The organism is Streptomyces sp. NPDC096046 (genome assembly GCF_040303285.1).
In the GTDB taxonomy this organism is placed as follows: Bacteria; Actinomycetota; Actinomycetes; order Streptomycetales; family Streptomycetaceae; genus Streptomyces.
In genome coordinates this window covers 61,534-75,951 of record NZ_JBEOSZ010000029.1, presented here as the reverse complement: position 1 = coordinate 75,951, position 14,418 = coordinate 61,534, and the positions used below count along the sequence as shown (strand labels likewise).

12 protein-coding genes, 1 other RNA gene and 1 pseudogene are annotated in these 14,418 nt (G+C 70.4%); 4 read left to right on the top strand and 10 right to left on the bottom strand.

Annotated features, from left to right (window positions below):
- Positions 1-8 precede the first annotated feature (8 nt).
- Positions 9-254: a hypothetical protein gene (locus ABTX62_RS24180; protein ID WP_352118149.1), complete on the bottom strand. Its 246-nt coding sequence runs from the start codon at positions 252-254 to the stop codon at positions 9-11.
- Positions 255-471: 217 nt separating this feature from the next.
- Here ABTX62_RS24180 and ABTX62_RS24175 point away from each other — a divergent pair.
- The 3 genes and pseudogenes from ABTX62_RS24175 to ABTX62_RS24165 form a co-directional block, all read left to right on the top strand.
- Positions 472-1,085, top strand: a pseudogene (locus ABTX62_RS24175) (MFS transporter); the annotation flags it as partial.
- Between the two features lie 77 nt (positions 1,086-1,162).
- Positions 1,163-3,412 (top strand): alpha-xylosidase, encoded by a 2,250-nt coding sequence (gene yicI, locus ABTX62_RS24170; RefSeq protein WP_352118148.1) that lies wholly within the window; start codon positions 1,163-1,165, stop codon positions 3,410-3,412.
- Positions 3,412-4,413 carry a LacI family DNA-binding transcriptional regulator gene (locus ABTX62_RS24165; RefSeq protein WP_352118147.1) on the top strand — a complete coding sequence of 334 codons (1,002 nt, stop codon included), beginning with the start codon at positions 3,412-3,414 and terminating at the stop codon, positions 4,411-4,413. Before yicI ends, ABTX62_RS24165 begins: the two co-directional genes overlap by 1 nt.
- Before the next feature lie 48 nt (positions 4,414-4,461).
- On the opposite strand, the gene ssrA is transcribed toward ABTX62_RS24165, so the two are convergent.
- From ssrA to ftsE, 5 genes are all read right to left on the bottom strand, one after another.
- Positions 4,462-4,850: a transfer-messenger RNA gene (gene ssrA, locus ABTX62_RS24160) on the bottom strand.
- A gap of 98 nt (positions 4,851-4,948) precedes the next feature.
- On the bottom strand, positions 4,949-5,431 hold the full coding sequence (gene smpB, locus ABTX62_RS24155) for an SsrA-binding protein SmpB (RefSeq protein WP_062927167.1): 483 nt from the start codon (positions 5,429-5,431) through the stop codon (positions 4,949-4,951).
- 46 nt (positions 5,432-5,477) lie between these two features.
- The gene (locus ABTX62_RS24150) at positions 5,478-6,647 is read right to left on the bottom strand and encodes a S41 family peptidase (protein WP_352118146.1); all 1,170 of its coding nucleotides are present in this window, start codon (positions 6,645-6,647) and stop codon (positions 5,478-5,480) included.
- A gap of 68 nt (positions 6,648-6,715) precedes the next feature.
- The gene (gene ftsX, locus ABTX62_RS24145) at positions 6,716-7,633 is read right to left on the bottom strand and encodes a permease-like cell division protein FtsX (protein WP_352118145.1); all 918 of its coding nucleotides are present in this window, start codon (positions 7,631-7,633) and stop codon (positions 6,716-6,718) included.
- A 40-nt stretch (positions 7,634-7,673) separates the two neighbouring features.
- A complete protein-coding gene (gene ftsE, locus ABTX62_RS24140) occupies positions 7,674-8,363 on the bottom strand; it encodes a cell division ATP-binding protein FtsE (RefSeq protein WP_352118144.1) in 690 nt (229 codons plus the stop codon).
- 257 nt (positions 8,364-8,620) lie between these two features.
- Here ftsE and ABTX62_RS24135 point away from each other — a divergent pair, with 257 nt between their 5' ends.
- On the top strand, positions 8,621-8,812 hold the full coding sequence (locus ABTX62_RS24135; RefSeq protein ID WP_352118143.1) for a hypothetical protein: 192 nt from the start codon (positions 8,621-8,623) through the stop codon (positions 8,810-8,812).
- A gap of 121 nt (positions 8,813-8,933) precedes the next feature.
- Here ABTX62_RS24135 and ABTX62_RS24130 read toward each other — a convergent pair whose 3' ends face one another.
- From ABTX62_RS24130 to ABTX62_RS24115, 4 genes are all read right to left on the bottom strand, one after another.
- Positions 8,934-9,551, bottom strand: a complete 618-nt coding sequence (locus ABTX62_RS24130; RefSeq protein ID WP_352118142.1) for a hypothetical protein — start codon at positions 9,549-9,551, stop codon at positions 8,934-8,936.
- Between the two features lie 289 nt (positions 9,552-9,840).
- Complete coding sequence (prfB, locus tag ABTX62_RS24125) at positions 9,841-10,944, bottom strand: peptide chain release factor 2 (protein ID WP_352118141.1); 1,104 nt, start codon at positions 10,942-10,944, stop codon at positions 9,841-9,843.
- Positions 10,945-11,002: 58 nt separating this feature from the next.
- Positions 11,003-12,250, bottom strand: coding sequence for a serine/threonine-protein kinase (locus ABTX62_RS24120; protein WP_352118140.1), 1,248 nt, complete (start codon positions 12,248-12,250; stop codon positions 11,003-11,005).
- Between the two features lie 122 nt (positions 12,251-12,372).
- Positions 12,373-14,064 carry a serine/threonine-protein kinase gene (locus ABTX62_RS24115; protein WP_352118139.1) on the bottom strand — a complete coding sequence of 564 codons (1,692 nt, stop codon included), beginning with the start codon at positions 14,062-14,064 and terminating at the stop codon, positions 12,373-12,375.
- Between the last annotated feature and the right edge of the window lie 354 nt (positions 14,065-14,418).

Here is a 14,418-nt window from a genome sequence, read left to right as displayed (position 1 = left end):
TGACCCGACTATTTCGAAAGCGCGAAAGCCGACCAATCCGTCGCACTGATCCATCGCCGGGCGAGATCCTTTTCCAGCGTGCTCATGGCATCGATGAAATCGCGCAGCACCGGCTCGGTCACCTGCAAAGCAACCGGACAACCGCCTCTGGTGAGGGTGCCGTTGACTGTCGCCGACGAGTGCGCTGGTGCTGGAATGTAGGTATACGGGCCGAGCGTTACCGCCCAGCCGTCTTTCCTGGTCGCCTCGGTCATGTACCCACTAACCGTCGGCCCGCTTCGGCGGATGCGCGGCAAACGAGTGAAGGATTTTCCGGAATGAACATCTTTTCCACGCGTCATGAGGAGCATTAGAAATATCCATATCTCTGTATGAAGAACAAGGAACGAACATTTCCGGCCATGGGGTTTCGCCCTTCCGGCCAGTGATCCACAAACCAGGTGCGTGACCGCGCACGGAACAGGTGTTGGACCGGTTGATCGTCCCCGGGCAACGGTGGACGCATGCCGCGCCCCCGGCATCGCCCCGCTGCTCGCGGTCTGCCTGGCGATGGGCGGCATCTTGGCGCGACGGAGGTCGTCACACTGGCGTTCGCCGACGCACAGGGGCGGCAGTGGGCGGCCGGCGCCGTCCTGGCCCTCCAGGCCGCGGGCTCCTGCGTGGCGGGCCTGCTGTACGGCTCCGTGAAGCCCATCGGACCCGCCGAGGCCCCACTGCCCCGGTGCGTGGCGGCGATGGCCGCGCTGCTGACCCTGCCGCTGCCGGCCGCAACCCTCACGGGTTCGCTGCTGCTCCTGGCGGCCACGCTCCTGGCGGCCGGGACGGCGACGGCCCCGACGATGGTCACCACCATGACGCTGGTGCAGCAGCGCACCCCCGACGGTCGGCTGAACGAGGGCATGACCCTCGCGGTGACCGGTCTGCTCGGCGGCATCGCCTGCGGCAGCGCGATCGGCGGCTGGACCGTGGAGCGCCTCTCGCCGACGGCGGGCTTCGCGGTCCCGGTGACGGCGGCGGCTCTGGCCCTCGCCCTGTCCATGCGCCGGGCTTCGAATCGCTTCACCGAGTGTCTCGCGCCCCATTGACGCCCTCAAGCACCCCGCATACGTTCGATCGTCGAAGCGCTTCGACGTCGTGCGCCGGGAGAGTAGGGAACCCTCACATGAAGTTCACCGACGGCTACTGGCTCCTGCGCGAGGGCATCACCGCGGCCTATCCGGCCGAGGCCCTCGACGTCACCGAGTCGGACGGCGCACTGGAGATCCACGCCCCGACCCGGCCCGTCCGCTCCCGCGGCGACCTGATGACCGGCCCGGTCCTCACGGTCAGGGCGCACACCCCGATGCCGGACGTCATCGGCCTGACGCTGACGCACTTCACCGGCGGACGGCCCCGCGGCCCGGAGTTCGAGCTCACAGGTTCGGACACCACCGCGGAGATCACGTACGACGACGAGCACGCGACCCTGACCTCCGGCGACCTGTCGGTCCGGCTGGCCCGGGGCGGCCCCTGGCACGTCGAGTTCCTCGCGCACGGGCGCACGCTGACCAGCAGCGGCCACAAGAACGCGGGCATCATGCGGGACGCCTCGGGCGCGCACCACCTGCGCGAGCAACTGGTCCTGAAGGTCGGCACCTCCGTCTACGGCCTCGGTGAGCGCTTCGGCCCGCTGGTGAAGAACGGGCAGGTCGTCGACGTCTGGCAGGCGGACGGCGGCACGTGCAGCGAACAGGCCTACAAGAACGTGCCCTTCTACCTCACGGACGCGGGATACGGCGTCTTCGTCGACCACCCGGGCAAGGTGTCCTTCGAGGTCGCCTCGGAGGTGGTCTCCCGGGTGCAGTTCAGCGCGGAGACACAGGAGCTGACGTACTACGTCATCCACGGCCCCACCCCGAAGGAGATCCTCCGCAAGTACACGGCCCTGACCGGTCGTCCGGCCCTGCCGCCCGCATGGTCGTTCGGCCTGTGGCTGTCGACGTCCTTCACGACCCCCTACGACGAAGAGACGGTGACGTCCTTCATCGAGGGCATGAAGGAGCGTGAACTGCCGCTGTCCGTCTTCCACTTCGACTGCTTCTGGATGCGGGAGTTCAACTGGTGCGATTTCCGGTGGGATCCACGGGTGTTTCCCGACCCCGAGGGCATGCTGGCCCGGTTGAAGGCCCATGACCTGCGCGTCTCCGTGTGGATCAATCCGTACATCGCCCAGCGCTCCCCGCTGTTCGCCGAGGGCAAGGCGCTCGGGCATCTGCTGAAGCGCCCGGACGGCGATGTCTGGCAGTGGGACATGTGGCAGCCCGGCATGGCCCTGGTCGACTTCACGTCACCGGCCGCCCGTGACTGGTACGCCGGCAAGCTGGAGGCACTGCTCGCGCAGGGCGTCGACTGCTTCAAGACCGACTTCGGCGAACGCGTGCCCCTCGACGTGGTCTGGTCCGACGGCTCGGAGCCGGAGCGGATGCACAACTACTACACGTACCTGTACAACCGCACGGTCTTCGAGGTGCTGCGCAAGCACCGCGGCGAGCAGGAGGCCGTTCTCTTCGCCCGGTCGGCGACCACGGGGAGCCAGCAGTTCCCCGTGCACTGGGGCGGCGACTGCGAGGCGACGTACGAGTCGATGGCGGAGTCGCTGCGCGGCGGTCTGTCCCTCGGCCTGTCGGGCTTCGGCTTCTGGAGCCATGACATCGGCGGCTTCGAGGGCACCCCCACCCCGGCCCTGTTCAAGCGCTGGCTGGCCTTCGGGCTGCTCTCCTCCCACAGCCGCCTGCACGGCAGCAGCTCCTACCGGGTGCCCTGGCACTTCGACGAGGAGTCGGTCGAGGTGGCACGCCACTTCACCCGGCTGAAACTCCGTCTCATGCCCTACCTGTACGAGACGGCCCGCGCGGCCCGCACCGAGGGCCTGCCCCTGATGCGGGCCATGGTCCTGGAGTTCCCGGACGATCCGGGATGCGCACACCTGGAACGGCAGTACATGCTCGGCCCCGACCTGCTGGTCGCCCCGGTGTTCGGCGACGACGGCGACGTCACGTACTACGTCCCCGAGGGCACCTGGACCCACTTCCTCACCGGCCGGACGGTGACCGGCCCGCGCTGGGTGCGCGAGCGCCACGGCTTCCTGAGCGCGCCCCTGCTGGTGCGGCCCGGCGCGGTGATCCCGGTCGGCGCGCGGGACGACCGGCCCGACTACGACCACGCCGACGGGGTGACACTGCGGGCGTACGGCCTGCGGCCCGGCGACGAGGTGACGGTGGCCGTCGGGAACGTGACCTTCACGGTCGTGCGCGAGGGCAACCGGCTGCGGGCCACGTGCGGCCAACCGGCAGCCGCCTGGGGCCTGGCCGCGGGCGGACGCGAGGTCCAGGCCCCGCCCGGCACGGCTCTCCTCACGCTGGAGCTGGACTGATGGTCAAGATCACGGACGTGGCGCGCCGGGCCGGGGTCTCCCCCAGCACCGTCTCCTATGCGCTGAGCGGCAAGCGTCCGATCTCCGACGAGACCCGGCGGCGTGTCCAGGCGGCCGTCCGCGAGCTGGGCTACCGCCCCCACGCGGGCGCCCGGGGCCTGGCCGGCGGCGAGCCGAACGTGCTGGCCCTCGCCGTGCCGCTGCGCCCCGGCGTGCAGGTCCCGGTGGTGATGCGGCTGGCCGTGTCGGTGGTGACAACGGCCCGCGCTCATGACCACGACGTCCTGCTGCTCACCCAGGAGGAGGCCGAGGAGGGACTGAGCCGTGCCATGGGCTTGCACGCGGTGGCCGGGCTGTTGCTGGCGGACGTCGAGCTCGACGATCCCCGCCTGCCCCGGCTCCGCGCCCTGGACCGCCCGTCGGTTCTGATCGGCCTTCCCGCGGAGCCGTACGGTCTGACCTGCGTGGACCTCGACTTCAGGGCGGCGGGCGAGGCGTGTGTGAACCATCTGGCGGAACGGGGTCACCGCAGGGTCGCCCTGGTCGGCTCACCCCCGGAGGTCTACCTCCGCGGAACGGCCTACGCCCACCACCTCATGCGGGGTTTCACCACCGCCGCCACCCGCCGCGGCCTGGCCACGTCCGTCCACCCGGCCGACCCCGACCCCGCCACGGCCCCGGGGCTCGCCGAGCGGCTGCTGCGCGAACACCCGGCCCTCACTGCCGTGGTGATACACAACGAACCCCTCCTGGAACCACTGATCCACGCTCTCCGGCGGCTCGGGCCACGGATTCCCGGCGACCTGTCGGTCATCGCCGTCTGCCCCGACGACCTCGCGACGACGCCCGGCGTCCCGGTCACGTCCGTGTCCCTCCCGGCCGACGAGCTGGGCACCCGCGCGGTCGAGCTGCTGATGCGGAAACTGCACGGCACCCCCGTACCGCAGACGACGCTGCTGCCCCCGCACCTGACGGAACGGGCCACCACGGGCCCCGCATGACAAAGGCCCCGCCGCTCGAAAGCGACGGGGCCTTGGCCCACATGGGATGAGTGGAGATGGCGGGAATCGAACCCGCGTCCAACGGTGCAGAATCAGGGCTTCTCCGTGTGCAGTTCGCTGCGATTTTCTCGGCCCCGGCGATCACGCGAACAAGTCGCCGACGGGCCCAGTCACTGTTTGGTTTCCCATCGAGCCCCGTGACCGGGCTCGATGGTTTAGTTCCCTAGATTATGCCAGGATCCGGGCCGGGAACACTCCCGGGCTGACACCCATTTAGGGTCCTTCACTCACTGCTTATCAGGCAGCGAGGGCGAAGGACTGGGAATCGCGCTTGGTATTGGCGATTATTTTTTGCGACATATGGTTTACGAGATCATTGCCGCTTCCTCGACACGCTTCCCCTGCTTCGACAGCCGCTGTCGAAACCGATCATCCCCATGTTGTGTTGACAATCCCTCTGGAGAGGGGCGCGCACCCGCTGTGGGGTGCAGTCACCATCGTACGTGACCAACGCGGGTCGGTGCCAGCGTATTCCCTACGCGCCGCGCTGCCTCCGCTTCACCGCCGCGATCGCGCGGTCGGTCTCGCGCCGGTCCTGCTTCTCGCGGAGCGCCTGGCGCTTGTCGTACTCCTTCTTGCCCTTCGCCAGCGCGATCTCGACCTTGGCCCGGCCGTCCTTGAAGTAGAGCGCCAGGGGGACGATGGTGTGCCCCGTCTCGCCCGTCTTCGACTCCAGCTTGTCGATCTCGGCGCGGTGCAGCAGCAGCTTCCGCTTGCGCCGGGCGCTGTGGTTGGTCCACGTGCCCTGGCTGTACTCCGGCACGTGCACGTTGTGCAGCCACGCCTCGTTCCCGTCCAGCTGGACGAAGCCGTCGACCAGCGACGCCCGACCCTGGCGCAGGGACTTCACCTCGGTCCCGGTGAGGACCAGGCCGGCCTCGTAGGTGTCGATGATGAGGTAGTCGTGCCGCGCCTTCTTGTTCTGCGCGATCAGCTTGCGCCCTTTTTCCTTAGCCATAGTGCCGACCATTTTCGCACTACGGAGGGGCCCTGCGGAAAGTCGATTACGAGGGGCTCGTGAGGGCGCGCAGCACGGCCTGGGCCCGCTGGAGGGCGTCCTCGTCGGTTTCCAGGTCGGGCGTGATGCCCCGGCCGTCGACCCCGCGGCCGGAGGGGGTGCGGTAGTGCCCGACGGTCAGCTCCGCCACGGAGCCGTCGGGCAGCCGGCTCGGCATCTGGACCGAGCCCTTGCCGAAGGTGCGGGAGCCGACGACGAGCGCCCGCCCCCGGTCCTGCACGGCACCGGTGAGCAGCTCGGCCGCGCTCATCGTCCCGCCGTCGACGAGCGTGACCAGGGGCCTGGTGGTGTCACCGCCGGGCTCGGCGTGCAGGGCGCGCTGCTCGCCGTCGACGTCGTAGGTGGCGACCAGGCCGCCGTCGAGGAAGGCGGAGGCGGCGGTCACGGCCTCGGTGACCAGGCCGCCGGAGTTGCCCCGCAGGTCGAGCACGATCCCGGCGTCGCGCGGGGCCCGGCGGACGGCGGCGTGGACCTGGTGGCCGGAGCCCTTGGTGAAGGTGGCGACCTTGATGACGGTGACCCGGCCGGCGAGCTCTTGGACGGTGACCGGGTCGGTGGACAGCTGGGCCCTGCGCAGGGTCCGCGTCCAGCTGTGCGAGCCCCGCTCCAGGCCGAGGCGGACGGCGGTGCCGGCGGGGGCGTCGGTGGCGTCCCCGCGCAGTAAGGAGACGACCTCGGTGACGGGCCGGCCGTCGGTCTTCTCGCCGTCGACGCTGCGCAGCAGGTCCCCGGGGCGGATCCCGGCGGTGGCCGCGGGCGAGCCGGCGCGCACCTTCGTCACCTCGATGCGGCCGTCCCGTGCGCTGCGGGCCCAGAGGCCGACGCCGGTGTACTGACCCTCGAGGGCCTCCTCGAACTCCTCGAACTCGCCCCGGGAGTAGACGGCGCCCCAGCGGTCCCCGCTGCGGCTGACGGCGCGCTTGGCGGCCTCCATCGGGGACGTGCCGTCGGCCATGGCCTCCTCGGCCGCCCGCGCGACGTCCGTGCGGGGCCCGGCGGTGTCGGCCGAACGGACCTTGTCCGGCGCGGAGTTCCGGTCGTCCTGCGGCAACGCCCCCGTGGCCGCACCGGCGACGAGGACACTCGCGAACACCAAGGTCAGGGCGGCCCCGCGGCGGATGCGACGGGGCTGACAGAGCGGGTCACGACCTGACATGCCGGTGAGTCTAGGACAAGGGGAGGGGCCGTACGGTCGGTTGACCGCACGGCCCCTCTTGGCATGCGTCACACCTTCAAGTACTTGCGCAGCGCGAAGAACGCGGCCAACGCGGGCATCAGCAGGCTCGTGGCGAGGATGAGCGGCAGCTTCGTGAGAACGGCGTCCCAGCCGATGAAGTTGATCAGCGTGAGCTGATCGGCCAGGGCCAGTCCGTGGTCGATGATGAAGTACCGGGCGACCAGCAGGAAGGCGCATGCGACAGTGCCGCCGATGAGCCCGGCGACCGCGGCCTCCATGATGAACGGCGCCTGGATGTAGAAGCCCGAAGCGCCGACCAGGCGCATGATGCCCGTCTCGCGCCGCCTGCTGAACGCCGAGACGCGCACCGTGTTGACGATCAGCATCAGGGCGACGACCAGCATCAGCGCCATCACCGCGCGCGCGGCCCAGTTCATGCCTTCCAGAAGCTTGAAGAGGTTGTCCAGGGTCTCCTTCTGGTCCTGCACCGACTGCACGCCGTCCCGGCCGTTGAAGGCGGTGGCGATGACCTGGTACTTCTCCGGGTCCTTCAGCTTGATGCGGTACGACTCCTGCATCTGGTCCGGCGTGAGGGAGCTGGCCAGCGGGGAGTCGCCGAACTGCTCCTTGTAGTGCTTGTACGCCTGGTCCTGCGACTCGTAGGTGACCGTCTGGACGACGCCCATCTTGCCGAGGTCGGCCTTGATCTGCTTCTTCTGGTCGTCGGTCACCGCGCCCTTGGCGCAGTTGGGATCGGACTCGGCGTCGCTCTTGTTGCAGAGGAAGATCGAGACGTTGACCTTGTCGTACCAGTAGCCCTTCATGGTGTTGACCTGGTCGCTCATCAGGAGCGACCCGCCGAACAGGGCGAGCGAGAGGGCGACGGAGACGACGACGGCGAAGGTCATCGTCAGGTTGCGGCGGAGACCGACACCGATCTCCGACAGGACGAACTGGGCGCGCATGGCGACTGGTTATGCCTTTCCGTGGATCTCGGGTGCGGTATCAGTGCTGGTAGCCGTAGACACCGCGGGCCTGGTCGCGCACGAGGCGGCCCTTCTCCAGTTCGATGACGCGCTTGCGCATCTGGTCCACGATGTTCTGGTCGTGGGTGGCCATCACCACGGTGGTGCCCGTCCGGTTGATGCGGTCGAGCAGCTTCATGATGCCGACGGAGGTCTGCGGGTCGAGGTTGCCGGTGGGCTCGTCGGCGATGAGCAGCTTGGGCCGGTTGACGAAGGCCCGCGCGATGGCGACGCGCTGCTGCTCACCACCGGACAGCTCGCCGGGCCTCCGGTCCTCCTTGCCGCCGAGCCCGACGAGGTCGAGCACCTGGGGCACGGACTTGCGGATCTCGCCACGCGACTTGCCGATGACCTCCTGCGCGAAGGCGACGTTCTCGCCGACCGTCTTGTTGGGCAGCAGGCGGAAGTCCTGGAACACCGTCCCCAGCTGGCGCCGCATCTGCGGCACCTTCCAGTTGGAGAGACGGGCGAGGTCCTTGCCCAGAACGTGCACCTGCCCGTGACTGCACCGCTCCTCGCGGAGGATCAGCCGCAGGAAGGTGGACTTTCCGGAGCCGGAGGACCCCACGAGGAACACGAACTCGCCCTTCTCGACCTCCAGGGAGACATCCCTGAGGGCGGGGCGGGTCTGCTTGGGGTAGACCTTGGAGACATTGTCGAATCGGATCACGGATGCACCACGGGTCGCCGGGGGTAGATGAGCGTGACCATACGCGAACCGGGTGGGGCATCGCAGTCACCGACCGTGGTTGCGCCATGGATGTGCCGTTTTATACCGAGGCCCGCGGGGCGCGGGGCGACCGTGCGTACCACCGCAGAAAACGCGCAGCCGCGCGACGGCCGACGGAACCTGGCACAGTGGAGGGGGGAACATTCCCACCCCCACGAACGTTGGACACGTGGAACCGGCGCAAGGAGGGCAAGCGCATGACGTACGACCGGCTGGTGTGCGCGAACTGCGCGTCCCCCGTGAACGAGGGCCGTTGCGCCGTGTGCCGCGCGAACCGCGAGCGGCTGCAGCAGGAGAACTTCTTCGCGGGTCTGAACCCGATGGCGCTGATCGCACTGCTGACGGTGCTGATCGCGGCGGTGGCCCTGCTGGCGCACCAGACCGCTTAGCGGCGCAGGCAGCCGCCCCCCGCCAGACATGGCCGAGGGCCCAGAGCGAATCGCTCCGGGCCCTCGGTGTGCGCTGTGTCCACGGTCCGTGTGTCCACGGTCCGTGCGGACGTGGCTACCGTCAGGCGGCAGCACCGCCGCGGCCGCCCACGAGGCGCGGCAGCAGACGGAAGCCGACACCGCCGGCGATCATCGTGGCGGCGCCGATCACCAGGAAGGTGGTCTGCGCGGCACCGGTCTCGGCGAGCTCCTGGCCGTTGCCCTGGGCCCGGGCCTGGCCCTGCGTGGCCGCCGGGGTGGAGTCCGAGCCGATCTCGGTGAGGGAGGAGGAGCCCTCCTCCTGCGGCGAGGTGCCGCCGTCGGGGTCGGTGTTGTTGCCGCCGCCGTTGCCGCCACCGTTGCCGTTGCCCGGGTTCGTCGGGGCGTCGGTCGGGTCCTCGGTCGGCTCGGTGGGCTCGTCCGTGGGCTCGGTCGGCTCGTCGGTGGGCTCCTCGGTCGACGGCGGCGGTTCGGTCGGCTCGCCCGTCGGGATGACGGTCGGCTCACCGGTCGGCTCACCGGTCGGCTCACCCGTCGGCGGCGGGGTCGGAGTGGGCGACTCCTCGGCGCACAGGATGCCGAGCAGGCAGTCCTCGGTCTCCGCGGCGGATGCGGCACCGGCGGCGGTCAGTGAGGCGCCGGCGGCGATCACGGCACCGGCCGCTATCCGCGCGACACGGATCCGCGTCTTCTTCGTCATGTGGCTGCTACCCCCAGTAGCTCATCGTCATTAGGCAGCGCTCGGGGCTGTGCTCGACGGGGGAAGCTGAGATGAAAGGCCCCCGGTTCACATGCGCCCCAGAGACACGCATGCCGCGCTTCACCCTTCCCATTTTTCAAGAACACGTCAAGGCCGTTTGCGGCCGCCATGTCCAACTACGGGAGCTATGCCGGGAGTCTGAGCCTGTGAGTGTGATGCAAAACCCGGACATCCGAGCGCGGAAAAGGCAACTACCGCCCCGTGGGCGGCAGTTGCCTTGTCGACAAACTTACTTCTCTTGCTGCTTGCGCCAGCGAATTCCGGCCTCGATGAAGCCGTCGATCTCGCCGTTGAACACAGCCTCGGGGTTGCCGACCTCGAACTCGGTGCGCAGGTCCTTGACCATCTGGTACGGGTGCAGGACGTAGGAGCGCATCTGGTTGCCCCAGGAGCTCCCGCCGTCCTTGAGGGCGTCCATCTTGGCCCGCTCCTCCTGGCGCTGCCGCTCCAGCAGCTTGGCCTGGAGCACGTTCATGGCGGTCGCCTTGTTCTGGATCTGCGACCGCTCGTTCTGGCAGGAGACGACGATGCCGGTGGGGATGTGGGTGAGGCGCACCGCGGAGTCGGTGGTGTTGACGCCCTGGCCGCCCGGGCCGGACGAGCGGTACACGTCCACCCGCAGTTCGGACTCGTCGATCTCGATGTGGTCGGTCTGCTCCACCACGGGAAGGATCTCGACGCCCGCGAAGGAGGTCTGACGCCGGCCCTGGTTGTCGAAGGGCGAGATGCGCACGAGCCGGTGCGTGCCCTGCTCGACGGAGAGCGTGCCGTACGCGTAGGGCGCCTGGACGGCGAAGGTGGTCGACTTGATGCCGGCCTCTTCCGCGTACGAGGTCTCGTAGATCTCCGTCTTGTAGCCGCGCTGCTCGGCCCAGCGCAGGTACATGCGCTGGAGCTTCTCGGCGAAGTCGGCGGCGTCGACGCCGCCGGCCTCGGCGCGGATGTTCACCAGTGCCTCACGGGAGTCGTACTCACCGGAGAGGAGTGTGCGGACCTCCATCTCGTCCAGCGCCTTCTTCACGGCCGTGAGCTCGGACTCGGCCTCGGCGCGGGTGTCCGGGTCGTCCTCCTCCTCGGCCATCTCGAAGAGAACGCTCAGGTCGTCGATGCGACCGCGCAGGGCCTCGGCCTTGCGCACCTCGGCCTGGAGGTGGGACAGCTTGCTGGTGATCTTCTGCGCCTCATCGGGGTTGTCCCAGAGGGACGGCGCGGCCGCCTGCTCCTCGAGCACGGCGATGTCTGCCCTCAGCTTCTCGAGGTCCAGAACGGCCTCGATCGACTCCATGGTCGAGGAGAGGGACTTGAGCTCTTCGGATACGTCGACGACTGCCACGCCCTCCAGCGTAACGGCTCCGCCCGGCGGCCATCGCCGGGCGGCCGGAGACGGCGGCTCAGGGGGACTGGGGCGCCGAGTTCCCGGTGTCCTGCGGAGGGGTGCCCGCGCCGTCGTCCGCGGTGGACAGCCACGCGCCGACGCCTATCGCCGCCGCCAGGGCGACCGCGCCCGCTCCCAGGGCCACCCTGCGGCGCCGGGTCGCCGCGCGGTTGCGGGCCGAGCCCGGGCGGGGGGCGCCGGGGGCGCGGGGCGCCCGGGCCGTCCCGTGGGCGCCGCCGGCCAGCTCGTCGGGGGCGGGGACACGCATCGAGGTGTGGGTGTCCCGGTTGGAGTCGGCCGGCTTCGCGCCCGGCACCAGGGGGACCGCGCCCCGCCGCCGGACCCGCTCGCGGGCCGGTGCCGGTCCGGCGGGCTGTTCCTCGCGGTCGGCCTCCTCCGCGGAGTCGATGTCCGGCTCGTCCACCTCCAGCGGGGGCATGCCCGCCAGCATCGGCAGCAGCTCCCGCAGCCGGGCGCCGAGCTCCGAGGCCCGCAGCCGCGAGGCCGGGGCCTTGGCCAGGCACTGCACCAGCAGCTGCCACAGCTCGTCCGGGATGCCGGGCAGCGGGACCACCGTCTCCGTGACGTGCCGGCGCAGGACCGCGCCCGGGTGGCCGCCGCCGAACGGGGTGAACCCCGCCAGCAGCTCGTAGAGGACGGTGGCGAGCGCGTAGATGTCGACGGACGCGCGCGGGGGCAGGCCCTCGACGATCTCCGGCGCGAGGTAGTCCGGGGTGCCGATGATCTTGGTGGCCTTGGTCCGGCGTGGCGTGTCGATGAGCTTGGCCACGCCGAAGTCGGTCAGCAGGGCGCGGTGTGAGCCGCCGGGGCCGAGCGGGCCCTGCATGTCCAGGAGCACGTTCTCCGGCTTGACGTCCCGGTGCACCACACCCGCGGCGTGGGCGGCCGCCAGTCCGTCGGCGATGTCCGCCGCGATGGCGACGGCCGCCTCGGGGGCCAGGCGCCGGTCCCGGTCCAGCCGGGTCCGCAGGTCCGTGCCGCGGACGAGGTCCATGACCAGTGCCAGGTCGTTGCCGTCGACGACCAGGTCGCGCACCGACACCACGTGCGGGTGCTCCAGGCCGAGCAGGGCCGTGCGCTCCTGCACGAAGCGCCCGACGAGTTCCTGGTCGGACGCGAGGTCCTCGCGCAGCAGCTTGATGGCGACGGGGCCCTCGGGGCCCTCACCCAGCCACACCGTGCCGGCGCTGCCCCGCCCCAGGACCTGGTGGGCGGTGTACCGGCTGCCGATCTTCCGTGCCAAGGCTGCTCCTACCGACGCGTGTTGTCGCCAAAACTACGCGCCCGGAGAGCCAACCTTCACCGTGGAGGCGGAAATCACCCGCCAGATGTCGACAAATCACCAACCCCGCAGGGCGGTTCCGGTCAGTTCGTGCCGGAACCGCTCCCGCCGAGCTTCTCGAACCAGCCGGTCACGGTGCTGAACCAGTCGGTGAGCTGGTCCCAGTAGCTCTTGCCGGTGCCGATCCACTCCTGCAGCGGGCTCAGTTCCCAGACCAGCCAGCCGGCGACGAACAGGATGATGATCGTGAAGAGACAGCCCTTCAGGCAGCCGAGCCCGGGGATCCGCATCCGGTTGGCACTGCGCTGCCTCGGCTGCCGGGGCTCGCGCTGGGGCCGCTGCGGCTGCTGGGGCTGGGCCGGCGGCGCGGGCGGGGCGTAGCGCTGCGGCGGCTGGGGCCGCTGGGGCTGCGGAGCGTACTGCTGGGGCTGCCGGTGCGGATGGCCGTGGCCGGGCCCGGGCGGGGGCGCCTGGCGGCGCGGGGGCTGCTGTTGCGGCTGCGGCCGGGCCACCTGGCGCTGGGGGCGGCGGCGCAGCGGGTCCTGGTTCGGGTCGAGGTACTGGACCTGCGTCTGCTCGTTGCGGTCGCGGGCCGCGCGCAGCTGGTTCTGCCAGGGGTGCGGGTCCTCGGGGCCGCCCTGCTGGCCGGGGTGACCGGGCGAGCCCGGCGGGACCGGCGGCATGACGGCGGTCGGGTCGGCCGCGCCCCGGTGGGGCATGACGGCGGTGGGGTCGGCGGCGCCGGCCGGACCGCCGGTGTGCGGCATGACGCTGGTCGCGGCGTTCGGGTCGTACGCGCCCGCGTTCTGCGGGAGGACCTGGGTCGGGTCGGCCGCGCCGGGCGTGTCCGGCACCGGCGCGGGGGCCGGGTCGGGCACGAGGAGCATGCCGACGCCCTCGGCGGCGGCGATCTGCGCGGAGTTCGCGTGCACCCCGATGCCCTCGGCGACGACGCGCAGGCCGCGGGCGAGGTTCTCGGCGCTGGGCCGCTCGTCCGGGTTCTTGCGCAGGCAGCGCTCGATGACCGTCCACAGCGGGTCGGGGACGGTGGAGGGACGGCGCGGCTCGGCGCTCAGGTGCTGGTGCAGCACCTCCAGGGCGGAACCGCCGGCGAACGGCGGGCGGCCGGTGACCAGCTCGTACAGCAGGATGCCGGCGCCGTAGATGTCGACGGCGGAGGTCTGCGGGCGGCCTTCGGCGGACTCGGGCGCGACGTACGCGGGCGTGCCGACGAACTCCTGGGTCCGGGTCAGTCCCGGGGAGTCGGCGAGGCGGGCGATGCCGAAGTCGGTCAGCAGCGGGTGCATCCGCCCGTCGTACTGCTGGAGCAGGACGTTGGCCGGCTTGAGGTCGCGGTGGACGACGCCGTCGGCGTGGCTGGCGGCGAGCGCGTCGGCGATCTGGGCGGTGAGCAGGGCGGCGGCGACCGGGGTGAACGGTCCGTTCTCCCGCAGGTAGCGGTGCAGGTCGGGGCCCTCGACGAGGTCCATGACCAGCGCCAGCAGCTCGCCCTCGACGACCAGGTCACGCACCCGGACGATGTTCGGGTGGGTCAGCCGCAGCAGGACGGACCGCTCGCGCAGGAACCGCATGACGATGTCGGGGTCGCCGGCCAGCTCCTCCTTGAGGACCTTGATGGCGACGGTCTCGCCGGGCTGTCCCGGCACGGCCGCCTCGGCGCCCGCGGTCTCGCGCTGGCGGGCTCGCCAGACGGTGCCCGTGGCGCCGCGTCCGAGCGGCTCCTCGAGCAGATACTTGCTGCCTACCGGCCGCACGTCATGCGCTCCCTGGTGCTTGCCTTGCCTGCTGGCCTGTCCGAACCACTGTAGTGCCGGGCAGCCGAGGACCGGAGTGTCGTCTTTCTGTGGGTCTTACGTTTCCGCTCTCAGACTTGTTCGAAGGAAAGACGCTGACCTCGGTCTCGTGGTTGCCGAGAACGAACGTGACCGATCTCAAGCGGTCGCCCGTGGGTCATCTCTCAGGCACTTTTGCGGGCAGAGCCGACCAATCAAGATCACCTTTTCCTGAGAGAGGGGCGCGCTGTCAGTGGCAGGTGCGAGGATGCGTGCAGTACTGGCCGACGTGCTGGGGCGGGGTGGGGGACTCCGCGCCCGGGCAGAAGGGACCGC

What these genes read in the sequence shown, in the direction of transcription:
- ABTX62_RS24150 (WP_352118146.1), bottom strand. Translation starts at nt 6,647, where the DNA reads ATGTCAGGTCGTGACCCGCTCTGTCAGCCCCGTCGCATCCGCCGCGGG.
- ABTX62_RS24130 (WP_352118142.1), bottom strand. Translation starts at nt 9,551, where the DNA reads ATGACGAAGAAGACGCGGATCCGTGTCGCGCGGATAGCGGCCGGTGCC.
- smpB (WP_062927167.1), bottom strand. Translation starts at nt 5,431, where the DNA reads ATGGCTAAGGAAAAAGGGCGCAAGCTGATCGCGCAGAACAAGAAGGCG.
- ABTX62_RS24180 (WP_352118149.1), bottom strand. Translation starts at nt 254, where the DNA reads ATGACCGAGGCGACCAGGAAAGACGGCTGGGCGGTAACGCTCGGCCCG.
- ftsX (WP_352118145.1), bottom strand. Translation starts at nt 7,633, where the DNA reads ATGCGCGCCCAGTTCGTCCTGTCGGAGATCGGTGTCGGTCTCCGCCGC.
- ABTX62_RS24165 (WP_352118147.1), top strand. Translation starts at nt 3,412, where the DNA reads ATGGTCAAGATCACGGACGTGGCGCGCCGGGCCGGGGTCTCCCCCAGC.
- ABTX62_RS24135 (WP_352118143.1), top strand. Translation starts at nt 8,621, where the DNA reads ATGACGTACGACCGGCTGGTGTGCGCGAACTGCGCGTCCCCCGTGAAC.
- yicI (WP_352118148.1), top strand. Translation starts at nt 1,163, where the DNA reads ATGAAGTTCACCGACGGCTACTGGCTCCTGCGCGAGGGCATCACCGCG.